The following is a 19077-nucleotide window of genomic DNA, read 5'->3' as shown; positions in this document are numbered from 1 at the left end:
GGAGAAGATATAACGAAAAAGAATCAATATCAATATGCTATAGTTCTCATTTGCATTAGCGGTTGCCATACCCTCCACCGCCGGGGGAAGCCACTAACAACCGATCACCGGTGCGAGCGGTGAAGCTGGCTTTCGGTGGCAACAACCGGCCGTTATAGCAGTTTTCCCCCACCGCTCCGCTTTGCCCGCCGGCCAGCCCCCAGGGAGCGTAAAGGCGGCGCTCGGTAAGCAGAGTGACCTGGGCATCGGCCAAGAACTCCAACTCACGGACCAAACCCTCGCCCCCCATAAACTGCCCACTCCCCCCACTCCCCCGGCGCAATTGATAACGGTGCACCCTCAGCGGATAGTGAGACTCAAGGCTTTCGACTGGCGTATTGAGAGTATTAGTCATATGACTGTGCACCGCCGACAGCCCAGGGCCACCCGCATGAGCGCCAGTACCACCGGCCATGGTTTCGTAATAATCCCAGCCATTGTCACCGCCAGCGCCCATAGCCACATTATTCATGGTTCCCTGACTGGCTGCGGGAATTGCCTCCGGCGCCGCCTGAGCCAGCGCTCCCAGCACCACATCCACCACCCGTGAGCTGGTTTCCACATTGCCGGCCGCCACCGCCGCCGGGCGGCGGGCATTGAGCAACGAGCCTGGCGGAGCGGACAGCTTGATAGGCCGAAAGAGACCATCGCAGGCAGGCACGTCATCGTCCATCAAGCAGCGAAAACAGTAATAGACCGCTGCGGCTGCCACGGACAACGGGCAATTGATATTTCCCGCCACCTGATCTGCCGTGCCACTAAAATCCAGAGAGGCCTGATCTCCGCAAATCGTGAGGCTGACGGTAATGAGGATGCCCTGCTGGCCCTGGCCATCGTCGTCCATGTAATCCTGGAACCGGTAACAACCATCCGGCAGGGTCGCGATGCGAGCGCGAGCACGCTTTTCACCATACGCATTGAGGGCATCAAAGGCCGCCACCAGATCAAATTGCTGATCAGCCAGCTCCACCAAACGCCGGGCACCCGCCTCACAGGCACTAGCCTGGGCAGAAAAGTCGGCAAAACGCGGAGTCTCTACCGGCAACGTCCCGTGCTCCTCCAGCCCGGCTAGGCGCCGGCACAAAGGCACCTGCCATTGCCCTGCGCGTTTTAGCCAACTGGGAGCAATAACAATCCCTTCTTGCTCCAGATGGGTAGATACCGGCATGGATCCAGGGCTGTGGGCACCAATATTCGCATGGTGGGCCCGGGTCACAGTGAAGTCCATTAGGGTCTGCGACTGAAATACCGGCGCAACCACCGTTACATCCGGCAAATGCGTGCCACCCAAATAGGGATCATTCACCACCATCAGATCTTCTGCCTGCCACTCTCTGCCCGTGACCAGATCCGCCATGGCATAAGCCATGGACCCAAGATGCACCGGGATATGGGCCGCCTGGGCGCACAGCCGACCTTGGGCATCAAAAATAGCACAGGAAAAGTCGAGTCGGTCCTTGATGTTCGGGGACAGCGCACTCAGGCGCAATACCGCACCCATTTCCTCACAGATACCGCCAAGGCGGTTGGCAAAAATACTCAGCTGGACAGGATTCATAGGGCAATAGGCAGTCAATAATGAATAGTTGATAGCGAAAATCTAATGCAGAGCAGTCTGCCCTTGTTCATTGTCTTGCATCAACTATTAACTATTGGCCAATAACTGCGCTATTATCGGCGGTTCCGGCAGCCCTCGGCTGCCGTTTTTTGTTTTGGGACGGGAACCAGACGCGGATAAGAGCGCACTGGCTCGTTATCAGCTATTCATTACCAATGATCAATTGCCTGCTATGTCGCAATATTTGATCCCCACCTACGCGCGCCAGCCAGTGGCTTTCGTGCGGGGCGAAGGCGTGTGGTTATATGACGAAAACGACCACAAATACATGGATGCCATCTCCGGAATTGGTGTGTGTAACCTGGGCCACTGCCACCCGGCGGTGACCCGAACCCTGGCTGAACAGGCCAGGCAATTAGTGCACACGTCCAACCTGTACCGCATTCCCGCCCAAGAATCGCTGGCGCAGCGTCTGTGTGAGTTGAGCGGCATGGCAAACGTGTTTTTCTCCAATTCTGGTGCAGAAGCCAACGAAGCGGCCATCAAGATTGCCCGCCTGTACGGCTCTCGCAAACAGATCACCTGCCCCACCGTGGTGGTGATGGAAGGCAGCTTTCACGGCCGCACCATGGCCACCTTGTCGGCCACTGCCAACGCCAAGGTGCAGGAAGGTTTTGCACCCTTGCTGGACGGCTTTGTTCGCGTCCCGTTCAATGACTTGGCGGCAGTAGAAGCATTAGCAGAGAACCGCGACATCGTCGCTGTACTGGTAGAACCGGTGCAGGGCGAAGGTGGCATCCACATTCCTGCGGACGACTACTTGGCTGGCCTGCGCGCCCTGTGCGATCGCAACGACTGGCTACTGATGCTCGATGAAATACAGTCCGGCAACGGCCGCACCGGGGATTACTTTGCCTGCCTGGGTGCCAATGTCACTCCGGATGTGCTGACCACGGCCAAAGGCCTAGGCAACGGCTTTCCGATTGGCGCCTGCCTGGTTGCCGGCAAAGCCGAAGGTGTGTTCGGCCCCGGTAATCACGGCAGCACCTACGGCGGCAACCCGTTGGGTTGCGCTACTGCCCTGACCGTCGTCAATGCGCTCACCGATGATGTCATTGATGGTGTGGCCGACAAAGGCGCCTGGCTGAAAGATGCCTTTACTCAGGCGTTTTCAGACCTGCCCATGGTCACCGAAATTCGTCAGCGGGGCCTGATGCTAGGTATCCAGCTCGATCGCCCTTGTGCCGAGCTGGTCAACCGCGCCCGCGACGCCGGCCTACTAATCAATGTCACCGCCGGATCCGTGGTACGGCTACTGCCGCCGCTAGTGATCAACCAAACTGAAATGCAGCATCTAGTGGACACTCTGTCTGCCCTGATCCACCGTTTTGCCGATGAGCAGGAGGTCGCATGACCCGTCATTTCCTGACCCTGACCGATCTAACTCCAGATGAACTCGGCTACCTGATTCAGCGCGCCATTGAGCTGAAAACCATGCTGCGCAACGGCCAGAACCATGAGCCATTGAAAGGCAAAACGCTGGGCATGATTTTCGAAAAATCATCCACCCGCACCCGGGTATCCTTTGAAGTAGCGATGACCCATTTTGGTGGCTCCAGCATCTTTCTCTCGCCCCGAGACACTCAGCTGGGCCGGGGTGAACCGATTGAAGATTCAGCACGGGTACTGTCACGCATGGTCGATGCGGTAATGATCCGCACCTTTGACCACGCCACCCTGCAGACCTTTGCCGACCACTCGGCGGTACCCGTGATAAACGCCCTCACGGATGACTTCCACCCCTGCCAGCTGCTCGCCGACATGCAGACGTTTGTAGAGCATCGCGGCAGCATCCAAGGCAAGAAAGTGGTGTGGGTCGGTGATGGCAACAACATGTGTGCCAGTTACATTAACGCTGCCAACCAGTTTGATTTCGAATTGGTCATCGGCTGCCCAGACGGCTTCACCCCAGATAACGACCTGCTGGGCCGCTATCCGGAGCGGGTCAGCTTAGAAGCGGACGTGGCCACCGCCGTGCAAGGCGCTCATCTGGTAGTGACCGATGTGTGGGCTTCCATGGGCCAGGAAGATGAACAGCAAACCCGCCTTAACGCGTTTGAGGGTTATCAAGTCACCCCTGAACTAATGGACAAAGCCGATCCGGATGCGCTGTTCATGCACTGCCTGCCCGCCCACCGTGGCGAAGAAGTCAGCCACGAAATGATGGACGACCCCCGCGCCGTGGTCTGGGACGAAGCCGAAAACCGCCTGCACGCGCAGAAAGCCTTGCTGGAATTTCTGCTCACTGGCCAACATTGATGGCAACGCTGCACGCCTCACACGCATACGTTTGCGTGTTGCGTGCAGCCTAGAGCTGCGCAATCATGAAAGAACCACTGCTTAGCCTCAATCATCTGGCCTGCGGCTACCACCAGCAGACCGTCGTCAATGACCTGAGCCTGACGCTGGCCGCCGGGGAAATCGCGTGCCTGCTCGGCCCAAGTGGTTGCGGAAAAACCACCACCCTGCGCGCCATTGCCGGGCTGGAACCAGTAACCTCCGGCTCCATCAGCATTCTGGGCAAAACCGTCTCCGGCCCCCACCAACAACTACCACCCAACCAGCGTGGCCTGGGCATGGTGTTTCAGGAACATGCCCTTTTCCCCCACCTTACCGTGGCCGACAACGTAGCCTTCGGCCTGCGGCACCAAAGCCGCTCGCAACGCCAGGAACGCGTGCAAGCCTGCCTGCAACGAGTGCGCCTTGGCGGCCTTGATCAACGCTACCCTCACGAACTTTCCGGCGGGCAACAACAGCGCGTCGCCCTAGCCCGAGCACTGGCCCCCCAGCCAGCCCTGCTGTTGCTGGACGAACCCTTTGCTAGCCTGGACTTGGATCTACGCCGGTCGCTGGCCCAAGAATTAGGCGATATTCTCCGTCAGGAAAAAGTCACCACCTTGCTGGTAACCCATGACCAAGAAGAAGCCTTTGCGTTGGCCGATCGGGTGGGGGTCATGCAGCAAGGCCGGCTAGAACAATGGGATACCCCCTACAATATCTACCACGCCCCGGCGAATCGTTTCGTGGCAGAATTCGCCGGTTACGGCACCTTCCTGCACGGCACGGTGCACGACGGTAACACCGTTCACACAAGCCTTGGCGATGTGACCGGGCGCAGCCGCGCACCCCTGCAACCCGGCACCGAGGTGGAAGTTCTGCTACGACCGGAAGATGTGATCGCCGACGAATCCGCTCCTCTGGCCCTACCCGTCACCCGCCGCCAATTCACCGGTGCAAGCATCCTCTACCACCTAAGAGTCGGCGCCAACGAAACCCTGCTCTGCCAAACAGACAGCCACACCAATGTGGTAGAAGGCGACAATCTTCATGTCCGGCTGGGAACCAAGCATCTGGTAGCGTTCGAAACGCATTGAACGTTGAAGTGCTAACCATGCAAAGTGCATATTGGCCTGCGCTACAACAATGAGACCCTTTCCATCGTAAATGACTTGCTCTGCGGCACAGGAGTTTATCGTCTAGCGGAGCCCGCTGATCGCATTGTTCGACTTTCAACTCATGCAACTCGGCTCTGGTCCCGCCCCCCGGCCTTTGCCCTATATAAGCCCTGATCCGCCCGGTTAAGCAACTCGTCCACGCGCTCTCCCTCCTGGTAAGCCGCCACGCCCACAGACAGGCTGACTATCGCCGGCCCACCTTGAGCATCGAAGCGTTGTTCGCGCCAACGCAAGCGCAAGCGTTCTGCCACCAGTAAAGCACCTTGGGCGTCACTCTGCGGCAACACCAGCAGAAACTCTTCGCCACCCAATCGGCCAAAGTGATCGCCATCACGCATTCCCGACAACGCCAACTCGGAAAACTGACGCAGCACTCGATCGCCCCAGTCATGGCCATGACGATCATTAATTTTCTTAAAGTGGTCAAGATCCACGTAACACACCGCAAACGGCACGCTCTTACTGCTGAACAAAGCCCTCTGGCGCTCCAGAATTTCCAGTAAGTGGCGGCGGTTAAACAGGCCAGTGAGGTCATCACGAATGGCCATTTCCCGTACCTTTTTCACTGCATTGGCGAGGTCACGATTTTTATCGACCAGAGCGTCGCGAAGGCGATTGATACTGCCACCGGTGACGGCAAAGCTCACCGAAATCATGGCAAATACCAACCATTGCAACAGCTCCACTGACAGACTCAAGTGTACCCAACGATCCAGCAGAGCCAGCCACAGCATCAACGCATAGGCCGCACTGGCCATAAACGCCACTGCCACCATGACTTTACCGCTGAGCCGAAACGACACTAACAATAACGCGGAAAAAAATAGCGTTACCACGCTGAGCCGAAACTCATCCACGTAATAGCCCGACACCATGAACACGCCGATAAAATACAGGATTAACGGTAACGATAAGCTCGGCTCACGCAGCCTAAAGGTGACGCCTGTTGCCATCAGCAACTGATAAGCCAACAGTGAGCCCCAGACCAGCAAAGCCAGCACCAACGCCTCCGTCAGCGAGATATCCATGTAGCCAAGCTGAAAATAAACCACGCACAATAGGGTGTGCATAGCGATGATTACCATGGCAGAACGACTATGCCTTTGCATCAAGCGTTTCTCGCTCAGTCTCAGCTTTTCCGCCTGATGCAAATCATGCTTCATTCGGTCTCCCCGATAATCAGTTTATCGCGTCCGGTTTCCTTGGCCCGATACAAGGCGAGATCGGCTCGTTTAATCAATTGTGCAGGAGTTTCACCATCCGCCCGCATGGCCAGCCCCCCGGACACCGTCACCATCAGCCCCGGTGCATCCTTAAAACGCTGGCTGCGCATGCTCATCAGAATACCTTCCACTAAGTTACGTGCCTCCTCCTGGTCAGTCACTGGTAGCACCAACATGAATTCCTCCCCCCCCAGCCGGGCGGCCAAATCCTGCTTGGTCAGGTGGCGACGGGCCACATCCGCAAAACGCTGCAAGACCGCATCGCCCATACGGTGGCCATACTGGTCATTGGTTCTCTTGAAGTGATCCAAATCCAGGTATACCACCGCCAACTGGTACGCCCCGCGGGCAGACTGTCCGCACGCATTATTTAATAGCTCCATGGCATGGCGGCGACGATAGAAACCGGTCAATTCATCTTTCACTGCCATCTCGTGAATGCGCTCGACAATTTCTGCTAACTGCTGATTACGCCTGCCCAATTGGAACCGAATAGTGGAAATTTCAGACGCCAACAACATGGCCGCCACCACCATGACACTAAACAACCCCCACTGAATCCACTCGCCCCGGGCATCAATCGCTTCCGGCCAGTACACACAAATAACCCCCAGCACAATTGCGTAGCCCAACACGCAATAACTGGCCAGCGCCATGAACTGCCGCAACGACGCCTGAAACACCCCAAGCTGAACAATGGCGAAGAAAAGCAGCATGACACACAGGCGTACCTGATCCACGAATAACGCCGTTATTAGCAACCCGGTGGTCGACCACACCATTAACGGCATAATCATGGAAGGCTCCGCCAAACGGCGATTCAGCCCCATCAGCATGAATAGAATAAAGAGAAGATGACCCGCCCAAATGCCGGCAAAAAGAGAATAGAAAAGGAACTCTCCACCCCGGAAAAAATCCAGCTGTAAAGCGATCCAACAAAGTAGAGTATGGGCACCGCCACCCGCTAGGATCGCAAACCGCACGCGGCGCAGCTGTTGGGACTGCAAAGCCACAGGGTGAAGCGTTAACGTTTGATCCATGCCGGATTCCTGAGTTGGTGCAACCCTCCCCATTAGCAATCGCACCAACTGGTAGCATAATATTATTATTGATGTGCTAATAATAATACTGAATGTCGACTACGTCACAGTTTGATCATCCCCAAAACCGAACCGTCCATCGTTATAAAGCGCTCTTTACTGCCAGCGAAATCCTTAACGTTTATGCAAGTTAGCCATCAATTAGCACCCCGTGAGGTCTGACAAACTCGAGCCACCGCATCCCGCCACCCTTGATAGCGCTTCTGCCGCTCCGGCTCAGCCAGCGCGGGGGAAAAGCCCCGTTCACAACGCCATTGCTCTGCTATGGATTCCAGTGATGCATACAACCCGACCCCCAGGCCAGCCAGATAGGCAGCCCCCAAGGCCGTGGTTTCGGTGACTACCGGTCGGTCCACACAGACGCCCAGCACATCCGACAAGGTCTGGCTCAGCCAGTTATTCACCACCATTCCACCATCCACCCGCAGGGTGGTCGGCCGGGTGCCACAATCCGCCGCCATAGCATCCAGCAAATCCCGCGATTGATAACACACGGCCTCCAGCCCCGCGGTGACCACCTCGGCAATCCCAGTATCACGGGTCAACCCCATTAAGGCTCCCCGAGCATGGGGGTCCCACCACGGTGCGCCCAAGCCAGTAAAGGCCGGCACCAGATACACGCCTCCGGCAGAACCGACGCGGCGGGCCAGGGCTTCGGTTTCTCTGGCATCACGGATCAAATTCAAGCCATCTCGTAGCCACTGAATCGCCGCTCCAGCCACAAAAATAGAGCCCTCCAGTGCATAGGTGGTTTTGCCATTGAGGCGATAGCCCACGGTGGTCAGTAAGCGGTTATGGGATTCCACCGCCTCACCCGTATTCATGACCATAAAGCAGCCGGTGCCATAGGTGCTTTTCACCATCCCCGGAGCAAAACAAGCCTGCCCCACCAACGCCGCCTGCTGATCACCGGCAATACCGGTCACCGGCACCGCCGCGCCCAACAATTCCGGGCAGGTGGTACCGAAATCAGCGGCACTGTCGCGCACGTCGGGCAATACCGATGCAGGCACATTGAATAATGTCAGCAGCTCTTCATCCCAGCATTGCTCATGAATATTGAACAATAAGGTACGCGACGCATTGGTGGCGTCAGTAGCGTGCACCTTGCCACGGGTCAGTTGCCACAACAGCCAGCTATCGATAGTGCCAAAAGCCAACTCTCCGGCTTCTGCACGCTGACGCGCATTGGGGACGTTATCCAGCAACCAGGCCAACTTGGTAGCGGAGAAGTATGGATCCAGCAACAAACCTGTTTTGCTACGCACCTGATTTTCATGACCCTGATCACGCAACGCTTCACAGGTAGACGCCGTACGACGATCCTGCCAAACAATTGCCCGGGCCAACGGGTCACCGGTCTCGCGATCCCACAACACCGTAGTTTCACGCTGATTGGTAATACCAATGGCCACCAATTGCTGCGCTTCTACCCGGGCATTGCGCAAGGCTTGCTGACACATGGCCAAGGTATCATTCCAGATTTCCATGGCGTCGTGTTCCACCCAGCCATCCTCGGGAAAATACTGGCGAAACTCTTTCTGAGCCTGCCCGCAAGCGTGCCCATTGGCGTCGAACACAATCGCCCTTGAACTGGTAGTGCCCTGGTCGATGGAAAGGATATAAGACATGGCTCGTCTAACCTTGTTATGCATATGGGGGTAGAAATCAAACAAATGCCACGAGATAGCATGGAAAGCGTATTTTAAATGAAGACCGGATGACACATTGCACAATAACGGCCAACCCAATAGACCTTATCGGCTACCAGCGGCTTTGTGCAAAGGCCTAAATAGAGGAACATTTAAGCTTTCCCTATTCAATGAAGTTCGTTCACCCGCCCTAGCACATGCTGGCCCTGCTGATCCTTGGGCAAGGTCACGGTAAAGCGGGCACCACCTTGCGGGCTTTCATCCACGCAAATCCCGCCTCCGTGCCAATCCACAATACGTTTCACAATGGACAAACCCAAACCGTACCCACCGCTGGCCCGGTGGCGGCTCTTATCCAAACGGGCAAAGGGTTTAAACACCCGCTCGCGTTCGTGCTCTGGAATCCCCGGGCCGTCGTCATCCACATGAATGAACACCAGATCATCACTCTCCTCAACCCGCATAACAATATGGGATTTAGCGTAGCGCAAGGCATTGGTCACCAAGTTCTGAAGCACCCGATGCAGATAGCGTTCCTCCGCTTCCACTTTGAGGGTCGGGCAAGCGTTGTTCACGGTGATGACCGTTTCATCACGAATGGTTTCCAACTCATCGCGCAGCTGTTCGCACAATTCGCCAATCACCACCGGTTTGAATTCAATATTAGGAGTGCCTTGCTCCAAGCGAGCATAGGTAAGGATTTCGTCAATCAGCTGATCCAGCTGTTCGATATCTTGATCCATAGCATTGAGCTTTTCACGGCGACGCTCCGCCGACTCAATATCGGCAAGCATCTCCAGCCCAAAACGCAACCGCGCCACCGGGGTGCGTAATTCATGGCTCACTGCGCGAGTCATCTCTCGCTGTGACTCAATCAAACGACGAATATGTGCCGTCATACCATTAAAGGTTGCTGCCACCTGCCCAATGGCATCACTGCCTTCGATATTGGCATAGGCTCCCAGGTCCCCACTGCCCAACTGACTCACCGCCTTATCAAGCCTCTTGAGTCGCCGCTGCAGGGGGCTCACCTGTAGATAAGTGGCCAGCGCCACCGCCAACAAGCTGGTAATACCAGCAATCAACAGCAACTCAATAGGAAACCGGTCAAACAAGCTCAGCGGGCCAAGCACCAACAATTTATCGGTTTGTGCCACCGGCGCATAAATCCGGATACTGGAATCATTGCGAGTACTGTCGTCAAGAGCAATAACCACCTCACGGCGCCCGAGTCGCTGTTCTTGCTCATCATCCAGAGAGACATCATCGCGCTGCAGCAACGTCAGAGGGTAACCGAACTGACGCTGCAAAGTAGTCAACGCCTGATCCCACTCTGATTCTTGGAAATGGGACAAATAATGAAGGATCAACACAGCCGTAGCCCGCGCCTGTTGTTCAGACACCTTGGTCATCCGCGTGTTGATATAGACATCTTCGCCAGGAAGCTGAAACAAGACATCGGCGTAGCCCGCATCGTCATTCAGACGCATCACCACAAGGCCGTCTTCAAGGTGCAAACGTTCCCGATACCCCAGCGCCAGATCATCACTGGAGAGCAGCGCGATCTCGGCACTGAACAGCTTGCTAAGCACCTGACTCCAGCGATCGCGGTCGCCAACCTCATAATGCTGGTAGCCTTCCGCCATCAGAAAGAAGGTGCCCCGGGCCATCTTTTCACGGTACAGGTCGGATCGGTAACTGTTCACCAGCTCCACCGCACCATAGGTGATGGCGCCGATCAAACACAGCGCCAGCAACAAGCCCCCGTAGAGCCTCAGGAAAATACTATTCAAACATCACCCAGCGTCATCCCTGCGCCGCAACGACCAACTCAGCCGTTATATTGCGCCGATTTCCTTGACGAACAGATACCCCTTGGAGCGTACCGTTTTGATGCGCTTGGGGTTTTCTGGATCGTCCCCCACTTTAGGGCGAATCCTGGAAATACGCACATCAATAGAGCGGTCTTGCCCGTCATATTGAATGCCCCGCAGTTTCTCGAAAATTGTTTCCCGTGATAGCACCGTGCCCGCGTTGGACGCTAGCAGCCAGAGCAAATCGTATTCCGCACTGGTAAGATCCACCGAATCGCCGGCCAAAGTCACTTCGCGGGCAGAGTTATCGATCACTAAGGCACCGAATTCCAAGCGTGCCGGTGAATTATCACGCTCACTATCCGTTTCCACTCGACGTAACAAGGCACGGATCCGCGCCAACAACACCCGGGGTTTAACCGGCTTGGCCACGTAATCATCGGCGCCCATTTCCAAGCCCAGCACCTGATCCATATCATCGGTGCGAGCGGTAAGCATGAGAATGGGATTCTTATAGGCACTGCGCACTTCACGGCATACCGTCAGGCCGTCGGCACCGGGCAGCATCAAATCTAGCACCACCAGATCCGGCTGATCCGCACGAATACGGCGAATAGCTTCTTCACCGTCGCTGACTACCGTCACACCAAGGCCATTGCTTTGCAGGTATTCACAGGTTAAATCGGCAAGACGCTCATCGTCTTCTACGATCATGATGGCTGGCGGGTTATCCTGCACAGTTGTCATCCCGTCCTTATCCTTCTTGAAATTTGTATCGTTATTGTCGTTTTGTTCCAACGCCAACCCGGCAAACTGTAACAAACGTATCTCTATCGTATGTTTATACGCATACGCGTTGTACACGGCAACCTCTCAGGCGGCTCATCATACAGACAACAACGCCCCTGTGGTTTTCCCATACTTCTCCCAATATAGACGCCTTACATACAACAATCTGCAAGAGCACCCCATTAACAAACACTATATCTAGTGTGGCATGCCCCAAAAAAAAGCCTTCTCAATGCACTCACATTGCCCCACAAGTTATCCACAAGATTTCCCCAGGTGAAGTGCTTGCAAATAATCAAGCACAACTATACCTTGTACCAGAGTCAGGCGCGCACCCCAACATGTTGGGTTTTTATAAAGCTAACGCCTCCCCAAGACAAAGCAGTCTATCGCACCGGAAAGTGCAATCTCATCAGCGATTTAGCACTTTCCTGACAAGCAAGGGGGAAAATTACGTCATGAATAAGACACAACATCTTGTGGTTCGTGCGCTCACGACCCCACCATGCATTACCTAAAACACGATTTAACGCGCCATGGCCGTACGGCCATGGCGTTTTGCGTAGTGAAGCCGCCAGGTTCACAGCACACAAACACAGACAGCTAAAGCACAAACAATGGAGAGGGCACCATGCAGACGGATATGAGCCAGAACCCACAGAACGCTGGCTCCCCTGCCAGCGACAGCAACGATCAGGACCAGAGCATTGCCAGCACAGCGCCCGGCCAGCTACGCGTCATCAAGCGCAATGGCAAGGTCGTGGGCTACGATGACGACAAGATCACCGTTGCCATTAGCAAAGCTTTCCTTGCTGTCGAAGGCGGCACCGCCGCTGCATCGTCCCGCATCCATGAAACCGTAGCTCGCCTTACCGAGCAGGTCTCCGCCACCTTCAAACGTCGCATGCCTTCCGGCGGCACCATCCACATCGAAGAAATTCAAGATCAAGTTGAACTAGCCCTAATGCGCAACGGCGAACAGAAAGTCGCCCGTGATTACGTGCTGTATCGCGAACAGCGAGCCTCCAAACGCGCTGCCGAACAGAAAAGCACAGACCTGCCCGCACCGACTCACCAAGTGGATATGTCTGTCACCATGGAAGACGGAAGCAAAGCACCGCTGGACATGGCACGCCTTGAGCACCTGATCCGCGCAGCCTGTTCCGGCCTGGAAGACGTGAACGCCGACAAGATCATCACTGAAACCGTGAAGAACCTGTACGACGGCGTCTCCATCCACGACGTGAACACCTCCATGGTGATCACCGCCCGCACCATGATCGAAGTGGAGCCGAACTATTCCCAGGTGACCGCTCGCCTGCTGATGGACAAAATCCGCGCCGAAGCACTGCAGTTTCTGCGCGTGGCCGAACGTGCCAGCCACGATGAAATGAATGCCCTCTATAGTGATGCATTGAAAGCCTACATCAGCAAAGGCATCGAGCTGGAGCTGCTGTCTCCACAACTCGCCGAGTACGACCTGGACAGGCTGGGCGCCGCCCTGGATGGCAATCGCGATCTGCAGTTTTCCTACCTGGGCCTGCAAACCCTGTATGACCGCTACTTCATTCACCATAACGACACCCGCATCGAACTACCCCAGTGCTTCTTTATGCGTGTGGCCATGGGCCTGGCAGCGGAAGAAGATAACCGTGAAGCGCGCGCCATCGAGTTCTATAACCTGCTATCCAGCTTCGATTACATGAGCTCCACGCCGACCCTGTTCAACGCCGGCACTCTGCGCCCGCAGCTATCCAGCTGCTACTTGACCACCGTGCCGGATGATCTACACGGCATCTACGGCGCCATTCAAGATAACGCCATGCTCTCCAAGTTTGCCGGCGGGCTGGGTAACGACTGGACCCCCGTGCGCGCACTGGGCGCTTACATTAAAGGCACCAACGGCCGCTCACAGGGCGTGGTTCCTTTCCTTAAAGTGGTCAACGATACCGCCGTGGCCGTTAACCAAGGCGGCAAGCGCAAAGGCGCCGTCTGTGCCTACCTGGAAACCTGGCACATGGACATCGAAGAGTTTCTGGAGCTGCGTAAAAACACCGGTGATGACCGTCGTCGTACCCACGATATGAACAGCGCCAACTGGATTCCCGACCTGTTCATGAAACGCGTGATTAACGAGGAAGACTGGACTCTGTTCAGCCCCAACGACACGCCAGACCTGCACGACCTGTACGGTGAGGCATTCGAAAAAGCGTATACAGAATACGAAGCCAAAACCCGCAGCGGCGAACTGAAACTGTTCAAGCGACTGCCCGCCATCAACCTGTGGCGCAAGATGCTCTCCATGCTGTTTGAAACAGGCCACCCTTGGTTCACCTTTAAAGATCCGTGCAACCTGCGCAGCCCGCAGCAGCACGTGGGCGTAGTGCACTCCTCCAACCTGTGCACCGAAATCACCCTGAACACCAACCAGGAAGAAATCGCCGTATGTAACCTGGGCTCCGTAAACCTGGCCCAGCACGTGGACGAAAACGGTCTGAATATCGAAAAACTGCAAAGCACCATTAACACCGCCGTGCGCATGCTCGATAACGTGATCGACATCAACTACTACAGCGTGCCCCAAGCGAAGCGTTCCAACATGAAGCACCGCCCGGTGGGCCTGGGCATCATGGGCTTCCAGGACGCACTGTATAAGCAGGGCATCAGCTATGCTTCCAGCGATGCGGTGACCTTCGCCGATACCTCCATGGAAGCGGTGAGCTACTACGCCATCCAAGCCTCCGCCAAACTGGCGGAAGAACGCGGTGCCTACCAGACCTTCGACGGCTCCCTATGGAGCCAGGGCATATTGCCCATCGACTCCATCGATATTCTGGTCAAGCAACGTGGCGAAGATTACTGCAAGGTGGACCGCAGCCAGACCCTGGACTGGGACAGCGTGCGCGCCATGGCCAAGAAAGGCATGCGCAACTCCAACGTGATGGCCATTGCACCGACAGCAACCATCGCCAACATCACCGGGGTTTCTCAGTCCATTGAGCCCACGTACCAAAACCTATACGTGAAATCGAACCTGTCCGGCGAATTCACCGTGGTCAACCCTTACCTGGTTAAGGCGCTTAAAGAACGCGGCCTGTGGGACAACGTCATGGTCAACGACCTGAAATACTACGATGGCTCCGCACAACCCATCGAACGTATTCCGGCGGACCTGAAAGAACAGTTCCGTACCGCCTTCGAAGTGGAACCGCGCTGGTTGGTAGAAGCAGCAAGCCGTCGCCAGAAATGGATCGATCAGGCTCAATCCCTGAACCTGTACATTGCCGAAGCGAACGGCAAGAAGCTGGACGTGACCTACAAAATGGCCTGGTTGCTGGGTTTGAAAACCACCTATTACCTGCGCGCCATCGGTGCCACCCAGACCGAAAAGTCCACCATCAGTGATGGCAAATTGAACCAGGTTTCCTCCGGGCCAGAAACGCCGGCTGAATTCAATCAGGCCGCCGACGTACCCAAAGCTTGCTCCATCGACGAACCTGACTGCGAAGCCTGCCAATAAGAGACGCTCGCACGCTATCACGCGCCATGCAGCACGCATTTTCCTGCGTACCCACATGAAACGTGAAGCGTGCACGCTGGCATAAAGAATACGCAAGCGGTGAATCAACACCACCAAACTTGTAATGGAATATGGAGAGAACACATGCTGAGCTGGGACGAATTCAATGCGCAAGAGACGCCTGTCGCCAAACCGCAGCCCACACCCGCAACGCCGCCGGAACCTAAGGCGGTATCTGACCAAGCGTCACCTGAAGCTAAAGCACCGGGAACGGGAAGTACTGCGGATGATGGAATCGAGCAGCAGCGACGAGACAACACCGCCGCCGCCCGAGCCGCCTCAGACGCGGTAGCCCGCGCCCAGGCCTCCGTGGCCAAGATGGACATAGAAGACGGCGTTGCCGAACTGGAAGGGGCCGCTGGCCGCGTAGAAGTTGACGACAAGCGCATGATCAACTGCCGCGCCGATCTGAACCAATTAGTTCCCTTCAAATATGACTGGGCCTGGCAGAAATACCTGGATGGCTGCGCCAACCACTGGATGCCTCAGGAAGTGAACATGAACGCCGACCTGGCGTTGTGGAAAAAGGCCGATGGCCTCACCGACGACGAGCGTCGCATCGTCAAGCGTAACCTGGGTTTCTTTGCCACTGCCGACTCCCTGGTGGCCAACAACTTGGTGCTGGCCATCTACCGCCTAATCACCAATCCAGAATGTCGCCAGTACATCCTGCGTCAGTCTTTTGAAGAAGCCATCCACACCCACGCTTACCAGTACTGCATCGAATCACTGGGCATGGATGAAGGCGAAATCTTCAACATGTACCAGGAGATTCCGTCCGTAGCCAAGAAGGCCCAGTGGGGCATCCAGTATACCCGAGACCTATCCGACCCGGAGTTCACTACCGGCACCCCGGAAACCGACAAAGCACTGCTGGAAAACCTGATCGCGTTCTACTGCGTACTGGAAGGCATCTTCTTCTACTGCGGCTTCACCCAAATTCTGTCCATGGGTCGCCGCAACAAAATGACCGGCGTGGCCGAACAGTTTCAATACATTCTTCGTGACGAATCCATGCACGTGAACTTCGGCATCGACGTGATCAACCAGATCAAACTGGAAAACCCGCACCTGTGGGATGCCCAGATGCGCGACAAAGCCACCCAGATGATTCTGGAAGGCACCGAGCTGGAAATTCAATACGCCCGCGACACAATGCCACGCGGTGTACTCGGCATGAATGCCGCGATGATGGAAGAATACCTGCAGTTCATCGCCAACCGCCGCCTGGCCCAACTGGGCCTGCCAGAACAGTTCAAAGGCGTGAACAACCCGTTCCCGTGGATGAGCGAAATCATGGACCTGCGTAAAGAGAAAAACTTCTTCGAAACCCGGGTCACAGAATATCAGGTGGGCGGCGCACTCTCCTGGGAATAACAGTGTGAGTGTGTGAGTTGCCATTAGAGAGGGCACGTTTGCCATTAGACGGTAACGTGCCCTCTTTTTATATCAATAACTTACAGATTTCTTGCCATTAGAGGATCTTTAGCAGCCTCGCACCACCCTTCGCCTCAACATCCAGCCAGTGAAAAGAGGAGCCGCAAATGTCAATCGCATTAGTAAAAGAACAAATTCAAGAATTTTTGGCGGATGACACGCCCGAGGTGCTGGCAATTCGTGGAGACTGGGGAGTAGGTAAAACCTTTACTTGGAATACCTTTCTTACTGCTGCCGCAGAATCACAGTCTGTCTCACTTGACAACTACTCATACGTATCCTTGTTTGGCATCAATTCACTTGAAAATTTTAAGTTTTCAATTTTCGAACAGGTAGTTGATGTTAAGGACATAAACCATAAACCAAGCCTAGAATCCTTCAGGAAAAGCACGGAAAAAATCAGTAAATCACTGGGAAGGAAGGCCGTTCGCACAATTCAAGGCCTCCCTTATGCCAAAGACCTTTCCCCTGTTTTTGAGGCCATATCCTTTCTATCTTTAAGAAAAACACTTATTTGCATTGATGACATTGAAAGAAAAGGTGATTCATTAAAAATAAAGGACATACTAGGCTTAGTCTCTTTACTCAAAGAACAAAAAGACTGCAAAATAGTTTTGATATTAAACAACAAATCGCTATGTGATAACGAAGAAAACGAGCTTAACAAATATCGAGAAAAGGTTATCGACATTGATCTCGTTTTTTCCCCTTCAGCGAAAGAGTCTGCCCAAATCGCCATACCTGAATCCATACCAAACAGCGAACAAATATCAGAACTCACAACAAAACTGAACATAAACAACATACGAATTATCAGAAAGATCCTCAGGCTAGCAGAAAAGCTTCCCTCAATACTTTCCGACTATGAACCGGGGGTAATAAATCAGGGGCTTCACAGCTTAATATTATTTTCATATTCATATTACCAAGGAGGGAACCCCGACGTTCCTCCATTCGACTACATAAAGAATATAGGCGGAAAACTCTGGGGCATCGGGAACGACAAAGCGACAGCAGAAGAAGTCGCATGGAATGACTTTCTGTCAGGCTACTCGTTAAAAGATATAGATGCATTCGATCTTGAAATAGCCAAAGCTGTTGAAAAGGGAGTTTTCAACAAGCCTACCCTAAAAAAAGAAGCAGAAAAAATTAACGAAAAATTTATAGCCCGAAAATCAGAAGCCTCAATATCAAAAGCCTGGAATAAATATCACTTCACATTCGAAGACAATGAATCAGATTTGATCGACTCCTTACTTAACAGCTTTAAGACGAACCCCCAGCATATAAGCGTATTAAACCTTAACGGAACCGTTGATTTACTTAGAGACCTTGGCTACAACAAAGAAGCCAACGAAATCATCGAGCTATACATAGCCGAATTTCAAGACAAAAGAGAAACCTTCGATCTAGACACGACCCCTTTTTCAGAAAGGGTAAATGACAAGACCCTGCTTCAAAGATTCAAAGAGGAACACGAGAAAATCAACGATGACAGAGATCCAGATCAAGTCCTTGATACTTTCGTAAATAACAACGCCTGGAAAAGAGAAGACATAATACTTTTATCACGGGCAACGGCCGAGCAGTACTACAAAATTTTTAAAAAAACAAAAGGCGAGAAATTACCAAGCTATATCCGAGCCTGCCTTCGCTTTGAGCGAATCGCTAACATTGGTGATAACGAGAAAGTGATAGCCCAAAATGCCCGCCAAGCTCTAACCAGAATAGCAAAAGAGAGCAAACTAAATGCACTTCGAGCAAAACGGTTTGGAATCAGCCTCAATACAGATCCCCCTGAAAGCCAATAAGTGTAGTGATCTAATGAATCCGGACACCAACTTAGGTAGTAAAATTATCACCTTAAGCGAGGTGTCAGATGACCAGGAAATGACGTTCCTTTACTCCTGAGTTCAAGCCCGCTTGGTGCTAGATCAAGGTTATACTTTACCCAAGGCCAGAGCATTGCCCAATTTACTCACTGGGCCCCATTTCTGAATTCTCCTTTCGACTCTTCCATAGGCACAGATAAGCGCGCTATAGTCCATAAATATACTGAAAACTATATATTCATACGCAAGCAAAGCGTGCTATTCGCAGCTATTCAGCGTTTTGGAAGTTCTGAATTATGCTATCTAATTCAAGTAGTTGCGCGATCTGTGCTTTTTATTATGGCAAGAACTGCGATTTACCTATGGCAAGAAATCGCTAAGTTATTGTTTTTACTAGAGGTGGAGTGATACGGGTTCTACCCCGTTTCCACGGACGGTTTTAAAAAGGCGGTAAACTTGCGATCTTGAGCTGCAACCTTGCGCCGCCTTCTTGGGTTGTGGAACCGCTCGATATAATTAAATACGTCAGCCCTTGCCT

The 19077-nt window shown here is 54.0% G+C and carries 12 protein-coding genes and 1 pseudogene; 6 read left to right on the top strand and 7 right to left on the bottom strand.

The features are described 5' to 3' along the window. Positions 1-55: 55 nt before the first annotated feature. Positions 56-1597 (bottom strand): hydantoinase B/oxoprolinase family protein, encoded by a 1542-nt coding sequence (locus ABNH10_RS00110; protein WP_349384187.1) that lies wholly within the window; start codon positions 1595-1597, stop codon positions 56-58. A gap of 232 nt (positions 1598-1829) precedes the next feature. Here ABNH10_RS00110 and ABNH10_RS00105 point away from each other — a divergent pair, with 232 nt between their 5' ends. The 3 genes from ABNH10_RS00105 (at position 1830) to ABNH10_RS00095 (ending at position 5031) form a co-directional block, all read left to right on the top strand. Then, a complete protein-coding gene (locus tag ABNH10_RS00105; protein WP_208742190.1) occupies positions 1830-3011 on the top strand; it encodes an aspartate aminotransferase family protein in 1182 nt (393 codons plus the stop codon). Continuing rightward, positions 3008-3916: an ornithine carbamoyltransferase gene (argF, locus tag ABNH10_RS00100; protein WP_349384186.1), complete on the top strand. Its 909-nt coding sequence runs from the start codon at positions 3008-3010 to the stop codon at positions 3914-3916. Before ABNH10_RS00105 ends, argF begins: the two co-directional genes overlap by 4 nt. A gap of 65 nt (positions 3917-3981) precedes the next feature. Beyond that, a complete protein-coding gene (locus tag ABNH10_RS00095; protein WP_011588002.1) occupies positions 3982-5031 on the top strand; it encodes an ABC transporter ATP-binding protein in 1050 nt (349 codons plus the stop codon). 140 nt (positions 5032-5171) lie between these two features. Here the strand turns inward: ABNH10_RS00095 and ABNH10_RS00090 are convergent, their stop codons facing one another. The 5 genes from ABNH10_RS00090 to ABNH10_RS00070 form a co-directional block, all read right to left on the bottom strand. Continuing rightward, a complete protein-coding gene (locus ABNH10_RS00090) occupies positions 5172-6275 on the bottom strand; it encodes a GGDEF domain-containing protein (protein ID WP_011588001.1) in 1104 nt (367 codons plus the stop codon). Further along, the gene (locus ABNH10_RS00085; RefSeq protein WP_011588000.1) at positions 6272-7375 is read right to left on the bottom strand and encodes a GGDEF domain-containing protein; all 1104 of its coding nucleotides are present in this window, start codon (positions 7373-7375) and stop codon (positions 6272-6274) included. Before ABNH10_RS00085 ends, ABNH10_RS00090 begins: the two co-directional genes overlap by 4 nt. Positions 7376-7572: 197 nt before the next feature. Then, entirely contained in the window at positions 7573-9066 is a 1494-nt protein-coding gene (gene glpK / locus ABNH10_RS00080) for a glycerol kinase GlpK (protein ID WP_349384185.1), read from the bottom strand. A 188-nt stretch (positions 9067-9254) separates the two neighbouring features. Next, on the bottom strand, positions 9255-10880 hold the full coding sequence (locus tag ABNH10_RS00075) for an ATP-binding protein (protein WP_011587998.1): 1626 nt from the start codon (positions 10878-10880) through the stop codon (positions 9255-9257). 45 nt (positions 10881-10925) lie between these two features. Next, a complete protein-coding gene (locus ABNH10_RS00070; protein WP_011587997.1) occupies positions 10926-11648 on the bottom strand; it encodes a response regulator in 723 nt (240 codons plus the stop codon). 673 nt (positions 11649-12321) lie between these two features. On the opposite strand from ABNH10_RS00070, the gene ABNH10_RS00065 reads away from it, so the two are divergent. The 3 genes from ABNH10_RS00065 (at position 12322) to ABNH10_RS00055 (ending at position 18518) form a co-directional block, all read left to right on the top strand. Further along, on the top strand, positions 12322-15210 hold the full coding sequence (locus ABNH10_RS00065) for a ribonucleoside-diphosphate reductase subunit alpha (protein WP_349384184.1): 2889 nt from the start codon (positions 12322-12324) through the stop codon (positions 15208-15210). Between the two features lie 144 nt (positions 15211-15354). After that, a complete protein-coding gene (locus ABNH10_RS00060) occupies positions 15355-16647 on the top strand; it encodes a ribonucleotide-diphosphate reductase subunit beta (protein WP_011587995.1) in 1293 nt (430 codons plus the stop codon). 167 nt (positions 16648-16814) lie between these two features. Continuing rightward, positions 16815-18518, top strand: coding sequence for a hypothetical protein (locus tag ABNH10_RS00055; protein WP_349384183.1), 1704 nt, complete (start codon positions 16815-16817; stop codon positions 18516-18518). Between the two features lie 437 nt (positions 18519-18955). On the opposite strand, the pseudogene ABNH10_RS00050 reads toward ABNH10_RS00055, so the two are convergent. After that, positions 18956-19077: pseudogene (locus ABNH10_RS00050) on the bottom strand (IS3 family transposase); the annotation flags it as partial.

The organism is Alcanivorax sp., assembly GCF_040119285.1.
Taxonomy (GTDB): Bacteria; Pseudomonadota; Gammaproteobacteria; order Pseudomonadales; family Alcanivoracaceae; genus Alcanivorax.
The sequence above is the reverse complement of the archived record's forward strand: the minus strand, read 5'-3'. Positions and strand labels throughout refer to the sequence as shown.